This window comes from Cupriavidus sp. H19C3 (assembly GCF_049393815.1).
In the GTDB taxonomy this organism is placed as follows: domain Bacteria; phylum Pseudomonadota; class Gammaproteobacteria; order Burkholderiales; family Burkholderiaceae; genus Cupriavidus.
Map to the genome: position 1 here is coordinate 2008859 of NZ_CP184986.1, position 15973 is coordinate 2024831.

Below are 15973 nucleotides of genomic sequence, written 5' to 3' on the forward strand. Positions count from 1 at the left end.
CGTTCAGATAGTTGGTGGCCGACCACCTCGTCCGCCCCGCTCAGGCCCAAATATGATGATGACAATATTCATGGACGCGCGAGACCGGACATGTTGCGCGCCGCGCGCGGTGACTGGCCGATAAAGCGGTGCTCCCACCGGAGGCCGTATCGGCCCGAAGCGAGCACGATGGGGGCCGGCAGGGCGCAGCAGGTCGTGGCAGGGAGCGGTTATGCGGCTGGCGTCAGCCCTCGGGTTCGTAGCGAGCCAGCAGCTCGGCCCTGGTTGACGCGAGTACCGCGCGACCGGACCCGCCAGTTCCCATCGCTCGCGCGAGCTGGACCGCCCCTACCAGCGACGTGACGATCGCCCAGGCAGCGTCGGGCGAGACGTCCCGTGGCAAGGTCTGCTGCACGAACTTGTGCAGCTCATGGATGCTGCGACGTGTGGCGTCGCCCACTTCCTGGCTCTGGCGCGGCGCCTCGGCGCATAACGCCGGCACCGGACAGCCGTTCTCGCTGTCCCGGATATGGTCCTCGTAAAGGTACGTTTCGACGAGCGCACGGAACGGGGTGACGCCAGCCTGTACCATCCGTGCGACTTGCGCCCCGAGGCTGGCAATCATGTCCGTGCCGGCCCTGGCCACGGAGGCGGCCAGCAATTCGTCGCGCGACGCGAAATGCGCGTAGAAGCCGCCATGCGTGAGCCCGGCCTCCTTCATCACGTCGGCCACGCTGACGCCGCCAAAGCCGGCACGTCGCACCGCACGCGAGCCGGCGGTCACGATCCGGTCGTGCGAAAGGGCCTTGCGGCCGGTCAAACCCGTCATCACGATACCCCGCAAATATTGTAGTCATCATATTTCCGTTTATATCGATATGCAAGTAACGTGTGCGGAGAACGGACTGCGGTGAGCGGAGGTAACGAGATGCGAGGCCGGTGTTGCGAGGCCGGCCATGGGCCGGTACTGCTATAGTCGGCGGACTTTCCGCCAGCCACCGGCTTGCCTCATGCTCCCCGACAGCGACACCCTGCTTCTGCTCGTGACCCGAGAAATGCCGTTTGGCAAACACAAGGGCACGGTGATTGCCGACCTGCCTGGCAACTATCTGAACTGGTTCGCCCGCGAGGGCTTCCCGCCGGGGGAGATCGGCCGGTTGCTCGCGCTCATGCACGAACTCGATCACAACGGACTCAAGCATCTGCTCGCCCCGTTGCGCCAACGCCGCTAGCAATCGCGGCGGCCAGGCTCAGACAGGCTTGGCGATCATCAGATAGAAGATGGCGAGAAACGCGAACAGCGCCGGAAAGCCCAGCGCGAACCAGCTCCAGAACCAGCGCCAGAATGCCGGCGGAAACGCCTCGACGGGCGCCGGTGCAAGCAGATCGCGCAGCCGGATCTGGATCCAGACCACCGGCAACCAGCAAGCGATGGCGACCACATAGAGGATCACGGACCAGCGCAGCCACGCCATGCTCCAGTCGAATCCCGCCATGCGGACGAGCATATAGCCGGTCAGCGGCTGCAGGATGGCGGTAGTGGCCGTGAACAGCGTATCGGCGATCACCACCATGCGCGCGGTGGCGGCCACCGTCCGCACATTGCGCGTGAGCACCGCCCCCACCAGATAGAAGGCGCTGCCCACGCCGGTGCCGAACAGCAGCGTGCTCGATATCACATGCAGCCACTTCAGCGTGACGTAGTCCATCGCGCGCGCTCCACCCGGTCGAGAAACCACAGCAAGCCCAGCAACGGTAGGTTCTTGGTCAGTGGTCCATAGGGATGCAGCCAGAATTCTGGGAGCCGCAAGCTGATAATGACCGTGTATCCCACGATCAGCGCCATCTGGGCGCGCCACAGCCAGCGGGGCCGGTGCGGCCACAGGGTCAGTACGCCGAGCAGCAGATCCAGCAGCGCCGCACCGTATAGCGCCGGGGGCCGCATGACCTCGGGCACGCCGGCCCTGGCCAGCAACGCAAGGCTGTCGGCCACCGGATAAAGGCCGAACGACACCGCGGCCGTCACGATCCACAGCAATGCCACGCTTGCGCGCAGCAGCGGCGCCATCCAGCCGAGCACGGCGGCGGTGCGCAACATGTCGGCGTGCGCGGGCGCGACAAAGTCCGCCGGGGCCCGTGGTGGCCGGCGCAATAGCTTCGAGACGGCGTTGTCCGGCGCGGTATTGCCTTGTGCCAGCATGTCGAACGCATCCCGGCTGACAAGCGACCCGGGCAGACGTCCTGCCACACCGGCCATGATGCGCGCCAGCCGCGTTCCGAGCGGCAGCACGTACAGCCGCCCCGGCACCCGCATGCCCGCGCGCAATTGCGCAAGGTACGCACGTAGCGGCAGCGGTTCCGGCCCGGCCAGCACCAGCCGGCGTCCGCTGTAGCGGCCCGGGGGCGCCCTCAGCAACGCCGCGATGGCGGCCACGACGTCGTCGACATGAACCGGCTGGACCGCATCGACGCCGCCACGCGGCAGCGCCACGCATGGCATCGATGCCAGCACGCGGAACAGCGCCGAACTGGCACCGTCTTCGCCATAGACAAGCGACGGCTGCACGACCACGGCATCGAGCCGGCGTGCCAGCAAGGCCTCGTCCGCGGCCCGCTTGGTGCGCAGGAATGCCGTTGCCGCCTTGTCGTCGGCGCCCAGCGCGGACATCTGCACCACGCGTCGCACGCGGCCCGCCTCACAGGCCTCGGCCAGCGCCGCGGGCGCCGCGTGTTGCACCGCGTCGAAGGTGGCTGCGGCATTTTCGCGAAACATGCCGACCAGATTGACCACGGCATCGACGCCCGCCACCACCGGGCGCCACGCCGCGGCCTCGGTCATCCGCGCGAAATCGACGGCACGGTATTCGCTTATGCCAGCCATGTTGGCCCCCTCCGGCCGCCTCACCCCCGCGATCACATGGAATCCCCGCGCCACCAGCAAACCCACCAGATGCCGGCCGATAAACCCGCTTGCGCCGAGTACGAGCACGACGCCGCCGTGCGCGTCGACATGGTCCTGCGCCGCGCCGCGATCTCCGGCACCTGCGCCAGTCTCGTCTCCAGCGGTGTCATGGCGCTCGCCGGCGTGCGCGACTGCGCCAGCGCGGTGGCGCCCATCAACGCCGTCAGTCACTGGATCTGGGCCGAGCGTGCGTTCGGCCGCCACGACTTCTCGGTCGCGCATACCGTAACGGGGTACGTGATTCATCATGCGATGTCGGTCCTGTGGGCAACCGGCTACGAAGGCTATCTGGCATGGCGGCGCCCGGCGGCATCGACCGCGCACGCCGTGATGGTGGGAACCGCGGTCGCAGCCATCGCCGCGCTCGTGGACCTGCGCCTGACGCCCGAACGACTCACCCCCGGCTTCGAGCGCAAGCTGCGCCCAGGCGCGCTGTTCGCGCTGTATGCAGGCTTCGGTCTGGCGCTGTCGGCCGGACGGCTGCTGCAATATCTGCTGACCGCGCGCGAGCGTCATCGCCCGCCGACCCGGCATGCGCAGTGACGCCAGTCCGCTTTGTTGCAGGACCCGCGTGCGCGGGTTCACGAGGGATCCTTGAGCTGGACGGCCTTGCCGTGCTGCCACGCATCGGCGCCCGGATCGATCGGTGGCGCCGGGATCGACGCGCGCTCGCCACGCTTGCGGTTGGAGTCCACGCCCATGCGCTGGTCACGATCGGAAACCAGCGCCGGATCGATCTGCCCGTCCGCCGTGAAACCCATCATCAGTTGCGGCGGACCCAGCGGCAGCGCGTTGCCCTGGTCGGTGTGCCACGTATGCCAGGTCTTGCCGTAAGTCCCGACCAGTTGCTCCATCAGCTTGTGCTCGGCAAGGTCCGGAATGCCGGGCGCTACCAGCTGGCCCGACTTCACCTCATGGACATGGCTGTGCCATAGCGCCTTCTCCGCCGCGGGCAGGTCACGGAACAGGCGGGCGCTGATGATGTACTCCACCCCCATGATCTTTGCGCGCCTGGTATTACCGTCGAAAATGATGCACTGGAACACCTCTTCATTGAGCACCGCGCAATAGTGGTGTGCCTCCATCTGCGCATGCATGTTGCCACTGTAGAAATGGAAGCCATCGAGGTAGGTGTGCATCGCCTCCAATGGCGCCTTGTCCTGCAGCACGTCGGCGCCACCTTCGAGGACGCGCGTGCGCGTGGATTCGGCCTGCCCCGGCGCCTTTACCGGGGAGCCACTGTCCTTGCCCTGGCAACCCGCCAGCGCGGTGGCGGCGAGGACACCGACGCAGCCCATCAGCAATATGCGAGCACAGGACCATCGCGGCGGGGCGGCGGCAGTCGCCGCGCCGCGAAAACAGAGTGCAGCCGACAGTGGCGAGGACGACCGCACCGGGACCCGGGGCGCGGACAGCGTTGCGGACAGACGGCACATGGCGACACTCCTGGAATGGGGACGCGACTATCACGCAAGAACCATGTCCGCTGCAGAACCCCGTTCACTATGGTTCCATTTCGGAAGGTCCATGATGGCATCCGGGACGGTACGCTTCCGTTGCAGACGACATTCCACACGGAGAGCCACCATGATCTGCTTCGGCGAAGCAGGCGAGCGGGATATCGCCTCACGCATTGACCGCGACGACCGCGGCGACCGCAGCGACCGCGGCGAGCCGGTACGCGGCCCGGACGCTTTTGCAACCTTGGCGGCACCCACGGAGGTCGCGGCCGGGCGCTACGACCCTTTCACCAAGACCATAGCCTGCCCTCGCGCCCCGTACGTACGCGAGGTGTCCATCGCGGTCACGCTGTACCGTAGCGGCACGCGAGCGGTGCTCGTGCCGAAGGAGACGGCGTTCGAGCACGTGCCGGCCTATGTCCGGCATTGGCTGGGCCGTATCGACCAAACACAGGAAACGTCGATCAACGAGCACACGCCAATGATTGGCATCTCCGCCGCCGCAGTCATCTACGACCTGCTGACCCACGGCTTCTGCGTGATCGAACCCGCGGACCCCGCATGATGCCGCGCGCGGCGGCGGCCTATATCGTGCGCGGCCTTCGTGCGCGACCCTCGGCTGCCCCCGACACATCCGCGCCAGCGTGGCGGACTGCGCGCGCGCCATCGGCGCCGCCGGCACCGGCCGTGAAATCGGTGCTGGCAGGCGATGCAGGAAATACCGTCGCGGCCGCCTTCTATTGACGGTAGCGGGTGGCGAGCCAAGGCGGCAACCGGTGCCGGCCGACGCGCGGCCACGCTCGACACCGCTGGAACAGGGCCGGCACGCTTGTTGCGCGCATACACCCCGTTGCTTACGCACCGACCGGGGTACCGACATGGAAAAAGCGCAACGCAAGGAAGTGCCGGGTGTGGGCCGTTACGGCGGACCAGCCGGCGGTTGGGGCGCATTGCAGGCGGTAGCGCGCGCGGTGCGCGGCCAGATGGGCGCGGGCCGCAACGCCATCATGCTGCTGCGCGTGAACCAGCCCGACGGCTTCGACTGCCCCGGCTGCGCATGGCCGGACCCGCGTGCGTCTTCGTCCTTCGAGTTCTGCGAAAACGGCGCCAAGGCCGTGGCATGGGAGGCCACGTCACGACGCACGACGCCCGGCTTCTTTGCCGCCCACACCGTAGCGGAACTCTGGCGCATGAGCGACTACGACCTCGAAAACGAAGGACGGCTGACGCACCCGATGGTCTACGACGCCGCCACCGACCGTTATCTGCCGATCGAATGGGACGATGCCATGGCGCGCATCGGTGCCGCCCTGCGCGCCCTGCCTCACCCGGACGCGGCCGAGTTCTACACGTCGGGACGGGCCTCCAACGAAGCGGCATTCCTTTACCAGTTGTTTGCGCGCGCGTTCGGTACCAACAATTTCCCCGATTGCTCCAACATGTGCCACGAGGCGACCAGCGTGGGCATGCCCGAGTCCATCGGCGTCGCCAAGGGCACGGTCACGCTGGAGGACTTCGAATACTGCGATGCAATCTTCTGCTTTGGCCACAACCCTGGCACCAATCACCCGCGCATGCTATCGACGCTGCGCGGCGCCGCCCGGCGCGGTGCGCAGATCGTCGTCGTCAATCCCCTGCGCGAACGCGGCCTGGAACGGTTCACGTCGCCACAGAATGCGGCGGAGATGTCGCTGGGCATGTCCACGCCGATCGCCACGCGCTATGTCCAGCCGCGCATCGGGGGTGATGCGGCAGTCCTCAAAGGCATGATGAAGGCGCTGCTGGAAGCCGATCACGATGCGCGTGCCACGCTGCAGCGTCCGGTGATCGACCATGACTTCATTGCCGCCCACACCGCCGGCTATGCGGCGCTGGTGGAAGATCTCGACGCCACCGCATGGACGCACATCGAGGCCGCCGCGGGCGTGCCGGAGGACGAGATCCGCGAGATCGCGCGCATTTATGCAGCCTCGGAGGCCGCCATCTTCTGCTACGGCATGGGCATCACCCAGCATCGCCAGGGCACGGCCAATGTCCAGCAGTTATGCAACCTGCTGCTGATGCGCGGCAATATCGGCCGGCCCGGCGCGGGCATCTGCCCGCTGCGCGGCCATTCGAATGTGCAGGGCGACCGCACCGTCGGCATTACCGAGATTCCCTCCGACGCGCTGCTCGACCGCCTCGAAGCAACCTTCGATATGCCGATGCCGCGCCGCCATGGGCACAACGCCGTGGAGACCATGCGCGCCATGCTCGCCGGCGAATCGCGCGCGCTCGTCTGCCTGGGCGGCAATCTGCCGGTAGCGATGCCCGACCCGGAGCAATGCTACGCGGCCATGCGCAAGCTCGACCTCGCCGTGCATATCGCCACCAAGCTGAACCGCTCGCACCTGCTCCTCGCCAGGCAGAGCCTGATCCTGCCATGCCTGGGACGTACCGAGGTCGACCTGCAGGCCAGCGGTCCGCAGTCGAGCACGGTCGAGGATTCGATGTCGATGGTCCATGCCACCCGCGGCACGCTGGAGCCGGCCTCGCCGATGCTGCGCTCCGAGCCTTGGATCGTCGCCGCCATGGCCAAGGCCACGCTGCGCGGCACGCGCGTCGACTGGGATGGCATGGTGGCCGACTACAGCCGCATTCGCGACGCCATCGAGGCGGTGTTTCCCGACTTCCACGACTACAACGCACGCGTCAGCCAGCCCTTGGGCTTCCGGCTGCCGAATGCCGCCGCGGCGCGCAAGTGGCACACGCCGGGCGGCCGCGCGAATTTCATTACCATGGCCGGCCTCGACGAAACGCCGGCGCGCAATCATTCCGGCGCGCTGATGCTGGCCACGATCCGCAGCCACGACCAGTACAACACCACGCTGTACGGGTACAACGACCGCTACCGTGGCATCACGGGCCGGCGCGACGTGGTCTTCGTCAACGAGGCGGACCTTGCCGAACGCGGTCTCGCGCACGGGGACAAGGTCGATATCGAGGCGGTCTCGGCGCATGTCGGCGTCCCCGGTGCGCGCGTGCTGCGCAATATGGTGGCGGTGGCCTACGACATCGCGCGCGGCTCGGTCGCCGCCTATTACCCGGAAGCCAATGGACTGGTGGCGCTGGAACACTTCGATCCGCGCAGCGGCACGCCGTCCTACAAATCGGTGCCGGTGTTCCTGCGGCCGTGCGCCGCATCTTCACTGCCGTCGGCAGCGCGGGCGGCCGGGCAGGTATAGCCTGGCGCGCGTGCGGCGGGGTGCCGGCGCGGCAACCGGCGTAACGCTTCAGGCATGGATCGCCAGGGCGGTGCGGACCGCCGTGCGACGCACCGCGGTACGCACCGAGTCGGCAAGCTGCTGACGCTCCCGGGCCGGGACAAAGCGGCCCAGCTCGACCAGTTGCCCCGCATAGCTCAACAGGACCAGGCCGGAGACGGAGGGATAGACCACGTTGACCAACGGGGCAAACAGCACGTGCGTGGTGTGGTCGCCCTGCAGATCGAGTTCGACCTTTAGCGTCTCCTCGTCGATGACCACACGCTCCCTGTCCGTGGCGGAGGCCGCGTAGCGCAGCGCGAGCATGCCCAGCAGAAAGCCTTCCACGGTCACGAAGGCGGCCATTGGCCAGTATCCATACCATGCCGCCGTCATGCCGAGCATGCACGGGGCAAGACAGGCCAGACCGTAACGTATCAGCGTCTGGCGGCGTGTCAGCGGGCATATCCTGCGCATTCTCCATTGCATGGCGCACTCCGGTCGGGCTCCTCGGGGAGCACGCCTTGATGCATACGGCATGCCTGCCGGCAGCCCGCGTTCTCCCGCCGGCACGGCGCTCGGGGTGCCGCCGCCTTTACAACGTCTCCCGCCGGGAATTGCAACGCGGCACGGTCCTGCCGCGCAGGGAGCCGCGAGATGCGCGGCCGCCAGCGCTGGCTTGTAGGCGTCACGCCGATAGCCAGGCGCGCTCGCTGCGGCAAGACTGATGACACTCAACCATGGGAGCAGATCATGGCAGCGATTCATGTGGTACCCGCAGGCAACGAATGGGCCGTGGAGGAAGCCGGTGGTGGCGACCGCACGATGTTCTTTACGCAGGAAGAGGCCATCGCCGCCGGCACGGAGCGCGCCAGGCGCGCCAGGGTGGAGCTGTTGATCCATGGCCGCGATGGCCAGATCCGGCAGCGCAATTCCTTTGGCCATGATCCGCGCGACATCAAGGGATAGCGCGGACGGCGAGTCCCCTGGAAGGGCGAAGATACTCCGGTAGAAACCTGCGCACGCTGTCGTCCGGAAAGCGCACCTCGACCCATTCGGTCGTGACGGATACCACGGTGCCGGGGCCGAAGCGGCGCGCCCGCACCGCGTCGCCTTCGGCAAAGCGCGCAGCACCACGCCCGGCGCCAGCTTCGGCGGCGCCGGGCGTGACCGTGCCGGCCGCACCCTTCGCTGTCACACCTTTGGCTGTCACCAGCTTCCCGGTCACCCCTCGCGCGGCATCGATCACGGCACCGGCGGCTGCCTTCGTCACGCATGCGGCGATGGCATCGGTAACGCCCCTGCCGGCGTCATCCGGGCTCCCCTCGCCGGCGCGATCCGCGACGGCCCGCGCTGCCCCCTGCGCGGTGGCCTGTGCCGTCACCGCCGCCACGCCGCGGCAGCTGTCGCAGGTGCCGCAGCGCTCCAGCCCTTCACCCTCGCCGTAGTACGCCAGCAGCAGCGTCCACCGGCAGCGCCCGCTGCGCGCGTAGCCGAGCATCGCCTGCAACGTTTCGCGATCCTCGCGGCTGCGCGCTTCATAGCGTGCCGCAATCGCTTCCACGTCGCCGGCACCGCCATCGCGCAAGGCAAAGCGGCCGCGCCGGTCACGCCGCACAATGCCGAAGTCTGCCAGCATGCGCATGCCAGCCTGTATCCGCCGCATGCCGATGTGGGGCAGCACCTGCTGCAACGCGGCGATGGCGCGTGGCGCAACGCGGACCGCATCGGCCATGTGCCGCAAGTCCATGAGGGCGGGATAGCGGTTGGCCAGAAAGAACTGATGGATGCGCCGGTCCTTCTCGTCAAAGACGAGCGTGCAATGCGCGGTCTCGCCATCGCGGCCGGCACGACCCGACTCCTGGTAGTACGCGTCGAGGCTGCCCGGGCACTGCGCATGCACGATAAAGCGCACGTCGGGCTTGTCGATACCCATGCCGAAGGCGTTGGTTGCCACCATCACGTCGGCCTGCCCGTTCATGAACGCTTCCTGCGCTTCGCGCCGCTGGCTCGCGGTGCGACGGCCGTGGTAGAGCGCCACGCGTCTGCCGGCCTCGCGCAAGGCGGCCTGCAGGCGGGCGGCGAGCTGCTCGGCCATCGCCACCGTCGCGGTGTAGACGATGCCCGCGCCCGCCCGTGCCGACACCAGGCGCATGACCGCGTCGAGTCGTGCCGCTTCGCCGGACACATGCTCGACGGCATAAACGAGATTGGGCCGATACAACGGCGTGCGGATCACGCACGGACGCCGCATGCCAAGCTGCGTCGCGATGTCCTTGACCACCGCCTCGGTGGCCGTCGCGGTGAGCGCCAGTACCGGCGGCCGCGACAACGCCGCGAGGGCATCGCGCAGACCAAGGTATGCCGGCCGGAAATCATGTCCCCATTGCGAGATGCAATGGGCCTCGTCCACCACGAACAGGGCAACGCGGTTGCGGCGCAATGCCGCCATCACGGCTTCGTCCTCGAGTTGTTCCGGCGTCGTCAGCAGGATGCGCTCGCCGCCGCGCGCGAGGCTAGCGAGCGCGCCATCGCCGACCGCGCTGTTGACCACGGCGGGAGGCAGATCGATATTGCCCAGCTTGTCGGCCTGGTCGTGCATCAACGCGATCAGTGGCGACACCACCACGGTCAGCCCGTCCTGCAGCAATGCCGGCAACTGAAAGCACAGCGACTTGCCGCTGCCGGTCGGCATCACGGCCACGGTGTCATCGCCGCGCAGCACGCTCGCCAGCACGTCGGCCTGGCCAGGGCGCAGTTCGCGCACGCCAAATCGTTCGCGCAGGATGCGCATCAGGTCGGGGGACAGTCGATGGGACATGGAGCACCAGCGTCGGGGGATCTCGCCAACGCAGCAATAAGCATGCCGCGCCACCGATGCCCGCGGCACGCGCCGCCAGGCCGCCGACGCGGTTCGCCTCGCGCAACGATCCGCTCCGCACCATATCCACCCGACACCCCACGGCCCCGTGCCGTACCCGCGCCGCGTCTGGCCGCACCCCTCCTGCCCCGCACCCCACCCTGAGACGATCGAGCGTGTTTTTGAGCCAGATCGTCGTTCCCCGCATCAGCCGCCATCCCTACACTGGCTTACATCAGGACGGCAACTCGATCACCGCCTGATTTTGCAGACAGACCGAAGTCAATCACCAGGAGATCCATCATGAACGTCAAGACCATTGTTTCCGCCCTCGCCCTTGCTTCCGTGTTTGTTGCCGGAGCTGCCGAAGCGCGTATCAGCAACCGGGACGGCTATACCGAAGACGCGCCCGTATCGCGCACGGCGGACCCGTACCTCGACGGCGCGCGCTACGGCGTCAACGGACCGCGCGATGTGTACACCGACGGCGCCCGCACCGTCGCCGGACTGGATCATGTGGGCGTATCGGCGCCGCCGGGGCGCTCGCGCGACCCGTACCTCGACGGCGCGCGCTACGGCGTCAACGGACCGCGCGACGTGTACACCGACGGTGCCCGCACCGTTGCCGGACTGGATCATGTGGGCGTATCGGCGCCGCCGGCCCGCTCGCGCAACCCCTATCTGGACGGTGCGCGTTATGACGCCAATGGTCCGCGCGACGTGTACACCGACGGTGCCAATGTGTAAGACGGCGTGCCTGTTGGCAAAAATTGCCGGCAGGCATCGCGCCGTTCTCGCAGACCTGCCTCGTGGCGTCACGGGGCGGGTACTGGATCATTCAGACCCGTGTGCCATCGGCGTAAAGCGCGAGCACGTCGGCAATGGCGCGATTGCACGGCGTCGGCACACCGGTTTCCACGCCGTAGCTGGCCACGCCGCCGCTGAGCCAGGGCAGTTCGAGCCGGTTGCCGCGCTGCAGGTCATGATGCATCGACGAGGTCATGTCAGGCGGCAGCGTATCGGCAAAGGCGAGGCGCTCGTCGGCAAAGTCCGCGGGCAACGCCACACCCTTGGCGCGGCCCACTGCCACCACTTCGCGCATCACGTCATGCAGAAAGGCGCGCGTGGCCGGATGCGAGCGAATCGGGCCAATCGGCTGGCGAATGCTCGCGGTCGTGCCTGACAGTCCCACCAGGAAGACAAACTTCTCCCAGATCGTGCGGGCAATGTCGGCACTGATCTCGGCATCGATACCGGCTTGCCGGCATGCGGCGAGAAACGCTTCCACCCGCGGCGTGCGCCGGCCATCGAACTCGCCGAATACCAGCCGCTGCAACTGACCCTTGTGTTCGATCACACCCGGTTCGGCGATCACCGAGGCGATATAGCCCACGCCGCCGAACAGCGCGCCAGCGGGAAGATGCCTGCGCAGCATGTCGTCCTTGTGGGTGCCGTTCTGAAACGACACCACTGCGGCCCCGTCGTCGACAAGACGCTTGAGCTTTGGCGCCAGTGCTTCCGTATCCCATAGCTTGACGGCGACGATGACGAGATCGGCCGCTTCGACGGCGGCCACGTCTTCCACCGCGTTGACCGGCTGCAGATGCAGATCGCCCCCGGGACTGCGGATGCGCAGGCCGTCCGCGCGCACCGCCCGCAGATGCGCGCCGCGCGCGACAAAGGTCACGTCGCAGCCCGATGCCGCCAGCTTTGCACCGAAATATCCGCCGACGCCACCGGCGCCGATTACGACGATCTTCATATTCATCTCCGTCCGTAGGGGTATCGTGCACCCGGTTTCATCGACGCGGGTCTCATCGACGCTGGGCGGGCAGATTACGAAGCGGTGCATAACTTGTCAACGCATACAACGATGGTTATTATTTTTGCCATCGCACCCGTCATTCCGCCTGTCCGGCCAGCTTCAACGATACTGCAGGCGCATCGCGCAAGGAGACTATCGTGGGCAAACTGCTGTCGGTCAATGTGGGACGTCCACGCGAGGTCGCCTGGCGTGGCAAGACGATTCGCACGGCGATCTGGAAAACGCCGGTGGCGGGACGTGTATTCGCCGGCCGCACCAACCTGGCCGGCGACGAGCAGGCCGACCTGCAAGGCCACGGTGGGGAGCAGCGCGCGGTACTTGTGTACCAGCTGTCCGCATACCGCTACTGGAGCGAGCAGCTCGGCCGCGGTGACTTCTCCTACGGCCAGTTCGGCGAGAACCTCACCGTGGACGGCCTGGAAGACGCCGAAGTCTGTATCGGCGACCGTTACCGGATCGGCGGCATCGGGGGGGCCCTCTTCGAAGTGACCCAGCCTCGCGTGACGTGCTACCGGCTCGGCATTCGCATGCAGCATCCGGAGTTGCCCGCCCTGCTCGTATCGCACCGCCGCCCAGGCTTCTACATGCGCGTGATCGAGACCGGCGAGATTGGTGCCGGCGACGACATCGTCAAGGTGAGCGATGGGCCCCAACGCATGTCGGTGGCCGACATCGACCAGTTGCTCTACGGCGGCCATCATCCCGAGGCGGACTTGCAGCGGGCACTGCGCATCCATGCGCTCAGTCCCGGGTGGCAGCAATCGTTTGCCGCCCTCCTCGCAGATCAGGCCGACCGGGCCGATCGTGGCAACGGCGGCGGCAATGCCGCGCTCGACCCGCTGGCATCGGCCGCCGACGCGTGGCCAGGCTTTCGCCGCATGCGTGTGACGCAGGTCGAGCGCGAGAGCGCCGAGGTCTCCTCGTTCTGGCTCGAACCGCTCGATGGCGCGCCACTCCCGGCCGCGTTGTCCGGCCAGCACGTGGTGGTGCGTGGCCATCCCGACGCGCGGCAACCGGTCATCACGCGCATGTATTCGCTATCGGGCCCGAGCGGCGGTGGCAGGTATCGCATCAGCGTCAAGCGCGAGCCGCTGGGGGCATTCAGCCGCTACCTGCATGGCGAGGTGCGGGCCGGAAGCACGCTGGAGCTGGCCGCGCCGCGCGGCGCCTTTCATCTGCGCCCGGGCAACCAGCCGGTCGTGCTGCTCAGCGCCGGCGTGGGGGTCACGCCGCTGCTGTCGATGCTGCACGAACTCCGTCGCGACGCGGCCAACGGCCGGCCAGTGTGGTGGTTTCATAGCGCCAGGAACGGCACGCATCACGCGTTCCGCGGCGAGGCACGGCAGTTGCTCGATGAGCTGCCGTGCGCCGTATCGTGTATTGCCTATAGCCAGCCGGACCCCGCCGATCGCCCCGGCGAGGATTTCAACGTTACCGGCCGCCTGACGCTGGCCGATCTGGAGCGCAGCCAGGTACCGGTGCACGCCGATTTCTATTTATGCGGCCCCGCCGGATTTATCGATGCATTCACGCGCCAATTACCGGACCTGGGTGTGGCCCGCGAGCGCATCCACAGCGAGATCTTTGGCGCGCCGGTGGCCGATATCCACGCACCTGCGCCCCATGCGCCGACCGGTGAACCCGGCCATGGTCATTCGGTTCACTTTGTCCGCAGCGGCCTGTCGGTACGCTGGAGCGAACGTTACCAGAGCCTGCTGGAAATGGCGGAAGCCTGCGACGTTCCGACGCGCTGGTCGTGCCGCACCGGCGTCTGCCACAACTGCCAGGCCGCGCTGATCGAGGGCGAGGTCGACTACCGGCCTGCTCCGCTCGCGCCGCCCGCGCGCGGCACCATCCTGCTGTGCTGCGCAACGCCGGCCTCCGATCTCGAGCTCGACCTCTAGATCGTGCGATGCTCCCCGCAAACGGGCTGGCCGTCGCGCCCGTTGTTTCCTATTCTCTTTAATCGAACGGTTTTTTAATAACCGCTTTTCAATTAGGAAGAAAGTTACTAATCAGTTGCGGTAAGATGGTTACCAATCAGTAACTAATCCGCGCTTATCAGATGAAACGGCAATCGGCGAATGAAGTCGCAGAAAGACAGGACATGTCCGACGAACTTCCCGCACCCATGTTCCTGGCCGACTCGCCCGGCCTGGATTTCCTGAACTCGATCGCGGTACCGGTGGACACGCAGGTCGAGTGGCTCGCGGATGGCGCCGGCTTGCTTAACTGGCTCGATCAGGCCAAGCTGGTTCACACCGATATCCTGCGGGAGATCGCCAGCAACGCCGGCCCCGGCGAACTGGACGCCGTGGCGGGGCAGGCGCGTGCCTTGCGCGAGTGGTTCCGCGGCTTCGTGCTCCAACACAAGGGCAGCCGCCTCACGCGCGCGGCCATCGACGAGCTGGAACCGCTCAATCGCGTGCTCGCGCGCGACGAGGTCTATGGTCAGATTGTGCTGCGCGACCCGACCCATCTGGGCCCGGACGCGCCGTCGCCGCTGGAATTCATGGCGCGGCGTCGCTGGCGCAGTCCCGAGGCCCTGCTGTTGCCCATCGCCAAGACACTGGCGGACCTCGTTGCCACCGCGAACTTCGCGCATATCAAGCACTGCGAGGGCTCGGCCTGCACCATTCTGTTCCTCGACACCAGCCGTGGCCATATCCGCCGCTGGTGCAGCATGGCCATCTGCGGCAATCGCGCCAAGCAGGCGCTCCATCGCGCGCGCCGTCGCACGGTGAAGGAAGGGGACCCGGCCAGCCGCTGAAAGCGGGCTTGGGAAGCCGCAGGCGAAGCGCGTACCGAGCCGTTCCACTGCCGCTCGGTGCCAGGCCGCTACCGGCCTCGCTACCAAGCCACTATCGACCCACTATCGACCCGCGGTCGCCCCACTACCAGGCTTGCGAGCGCGCGCCCAGACCCTGTGCGCGCGCGTCGGCCACGCGGGTATCGTCACCACACAGCGGTGCCCCGCACCAGCGCCGGCTGCGGCCCTGCGTGCGGTCCTCGAACACGAGCGTGCAGCCAGGCCCTTCGCAACACTTGACGCGCATCATCGCATCGGCACAGACGAACCGCGCCAGGGTCTCGGCGATCGTCATCAGCAGTCCGATGCTGGCCGCATGTCGCCTGACCGTCTCCAGCCGATAGGGATAGCCCGGCGTGTGGCTGCTCGGTACCAGCCGGGTAAAGGTGTCGTCCATCCTGAGCATGTCGTTGAGCCTCGCCAGCGCCGGCAGATCCGCCGCGACGATCTTGCGGCCCTTGCGCGCCGTGACAAACGCCCGAAACCACTCGCGTAACTCACGCGCCTGCGCGGCGATGCTGTCGAGTTCCTCGGACGTGCTCGATAGCCGCATGTCGCCGGCGAACGATGGCTCGATCAGCCGCGCCTCGGTCATCCAGGCGAGCAGGCCCTCGCCATCCGCCATGAAATCGATCGTCCCCTGCGGAAAGCTGACCACGGAGTTCAGGAAATCCAGTGCCACGGCATCGGCGATGAGTAGGGGGGGCTGTCTCAATATCATCTCTTTCCAGTCAACGCCGCCTATGACGGTTATCTGCAACTATACAAAACGCTCACGCGGATGGCCAAATCGCGCACGCCGCATGTTCACGATGTGCAGTTCCTGTCCCGACACA

At 67.2% G+C, this 15973-nt stretch carries 16 protein-coding genes; 8 read left to right on the plus strand and 8 right to left on the minus strand.

Annotated features, from left to right (window positions below; genetic code table 11):
- Window positions 1-223: 223 nt before the first annotated feature.
- Window positions 224-808 (minus strand): TetR/AcrR family transcriptional regulator, encoded by a 585-nt coding sequence (locus DFLDMN_RS28485; RefSeq protein ID WP_423199093.1) that lies wholly within the window; start codon window positions 806-808, stop codon window positions 224-226.
- A gap of 181 nt (window positions 809-989) precedes the next feature.
- Here DFLDMN_RS28485 and DFLDMN_RS28490 point away from each other — a divergent pair, with 181 nt between their 5' ends.
- Window positions 990-1211 (plus strand): DUF3820 family protein, encoded by a 222-nt coding sequence (locus tag DFLDMN_RS28490; RefSeq protein WP_423199094.1) that lies wholly within the window; start codon window positions 990-992, stop codon window positions 1209-1211.
- Window positions 1212-1229: 18 nt separating this feature from the next.
- Here the strand turns inward: DFLDMN_RS28490 and DFLDMN_RS28495 are convergent, their stop codons facing one another.
- Both DFLDMN_RS28495 and DFLDMN_RS28500 read right to left on the minus strand, forming a co-directional pair.
- On the minus strand, window positions 1230-1688 hold the full coding sequence (locus DFLDMN_RS28495) for a DUF2269 family protein (protein WP_423199095.1): 459 nt from the start codon (window positions 1686-1688) through the stop codon (window positions 1230-1232).
- Window positions 1670-2968 carry an SDR family oxidoreductase gene (locus DFLDMN_RS28500; RefSeq protein ID WP_423199096.1) on the minus strand — a complete coding sequence of 433 codons (1299 nt, stop codon included), beginning with the start codon at window positions 2966-2968 and terminating at the stop codon, window positions 1670-1672. Before DFLDMN_RS28500 ends, DFLDMN_RS28495 begins: the two co-directional genes overlap by 19 nt.
- On the opposite strand from DFLDMN_RS28500, the gene DFLDMN_RS28505 reads away from it, so the two are divergent.
- Window positions 2897-3484, plus strand: coding sequence for a hypothetical protein (locus tag DFLDMN_RS28505; RefSeq protein WP_423199097.1), 588 nt, complete (start codon window positions 2897-2899; stop codon window positions 3482-3484). The genes DFLDMN_RS28500 and DFLDMN_RS28505 overlap by 72 nt on opposite strands.
- Before the next feature lie 38 nt (window positions 3485-3522).
- On the opposite strand, the gene DFLDMN_RS28510 is transcribed toward DFLDMN_RS28505, so the two are convergent.
- Entirely contained in the window at window positions 3523-4239 is a 717-nt protein-coding gene (locus DFLDMN_RS28510; protein ID WP_423199098.1) for an OBAP family protein, read from the minus strand.
- A 289-nt stretch (window positions 4240-4528) separates the two neighbouring features.
- Here DFLDMN_RS28510 and DFLDMN_RS28515 point away from each other — a divergent pair, with 289 nt between their 5' ends.
- Both DFLDMN_RS28515 and DFLDMN_RS28520 read left to right on the plus strand, forming a co-directional pair.
- The gene (locus tag DFLDMN_RS28515) at window positions 4529-4966 is read left to right on the plus strand and encodes a hypothetical protein (protein ID WP_423199099.1); all 438 of its coding nucleotides are present in this window, start codon (window positions 4529-4531) and stop codon (window positions 4964-4966) included.
- A gap of 313 nt (window positions 4967-5279) precedes the next feature.
- Window positions 5280-7625: an FdhF/YdeP family oxidoreductase gene (locus DFLDMN_RS28520; protein ID WP_423199100.1), complete on the plus strand. Its 2346-nt coding sequence runs from the start codon at window positions 5280-5282 to the stop codon at window positions 7623-7625.
- A gap of 48 nt (window positions 7626-7673) precedes the next feature.
- Here DFLDMN_RS28520 and DFLDMN_RS28525 read toward each other — a convergent pair whose 3' ends face one another.
- Window positions 7674-8411, minus strand: a complete 738-nt coding sequence (locus DFLDMN_RS28525; RefSeq protein WP_423199101.1) for a DUF2244 domain-containing protein — start codon at window positions 8409-8411, stop codon at window positions 7674-7676.
- Between DFLDMN_RS28525 and DFLDMN_RS28530 the strand changes: the two genes are divergently transcribed.
- Entirely contained in the window at window positions 8397-8612 is a 216-nt protein-coding gene (locus DFLDMN_RS28530; RefSeq protein ID WP_423199102.1) for a DUF2188 domain-containing protein, read from the plus strand. The genes DFLDMN_RS28525 and DFLDMN_RS28530 overlap by 15 nt on opposite strands.
- Here DFLDMN_RS28530 and DFLDMN_RS28535 read toward each other — a convergent pair.
- Window positions 8602-10464, minus strand: coding sequence for a RecQ family ATP-dependent DNA helicase (locus DFLDMN_RS28535; protein ID WP_423199103.1), 1863 nt, complete (start codon window positions 10462-10464; stop codon window positions 8602-8604). The genes DFLDMN_RS28530 and DFLDMN_RS28535 overlap by 11 nt on opposite strands.
- A gap of 342 nt (window positions 10465-10806) precedes the next feature.
- Between DFLDMN_RS28535 and DFLDMN_RS28540 the strand changes: the two genes are divergently transcribed.
- Window positions 10807-11250, plus strand: coding sequence for a copper resistance protein CopQ (locus DFLDMN_RS28540; protein ID WP_423199104.1), 444 nt, complete (start codon window positions 10807-10809; stop codon window positions 11248-11250).
- A gap of 91 nt (window positions 11251-11341) precedes the next feature.
- On the opposite strand, the gene DFLDMN_RS28545 is transcribed toward DFLDMN_RS28540, so the two are convergent.
- Window positions 11342-12265: a ketopantoate reductase family protein gene (locus DFLDMN_RS28545; RefSeq protein ID WP_423199105.1), complete on the minus strand. Its 924-nt coding sequence runs from the start codon at window positions 12263-12265 to the stop codon at window positions 11342-11344.
- Window positions 12266-12465: 200 nt separating this feature from the next.
- On the opposite strand from DFLDMN_RS28545, the gene DFLDMN_RS28550 reads away from it, so the two are divergent.
- Together DFLDMN_RS28550 and DFLDMN_RS28555 are read left to right on the plus strand one after the other, a co-directional pair.
- Entirely contained in the window at window positions 12466-14232 is a 1767-nt protein-coding gene (locus DFLDMN_RS28550; RefSeq protein ID WP_423199106.1) for an MOSC domain-containing protein, read from the plus strand.
- Window positions 14233-14435: 203 nt separating this feature from the next.
- Window positions 14436-15098, plus strand: coding sequence for a CGNR zinc finger domain-containing protein (locus DFLDMN_RS28555; protein WP_423199107.1), 663 nt, complete (start codon window positions 14436-14438; stop codon window positions 15096-15098).
- A gap of 124 nt (window positions 15099-15222) precedes the next feature.
- Here DFLDMN_RS28555 and DFLDMN_RS28560 read toward each other — a convergent pair whose 3' ends face one another.
- On the minus strand, window positions 15223-15852 hold the full coding sequence (locus tag DFLDMN_RS28560) for a CGNR zinc finger domain-containing protein (RefSeq protein WP_423199108.1): 630 nt from the start codon (window positions 15850-15852) through the stop codon (window positions 15223-15225).
- Between the last annotated feature and the right edge of the window lie 121 nt (window positions 15853-15973).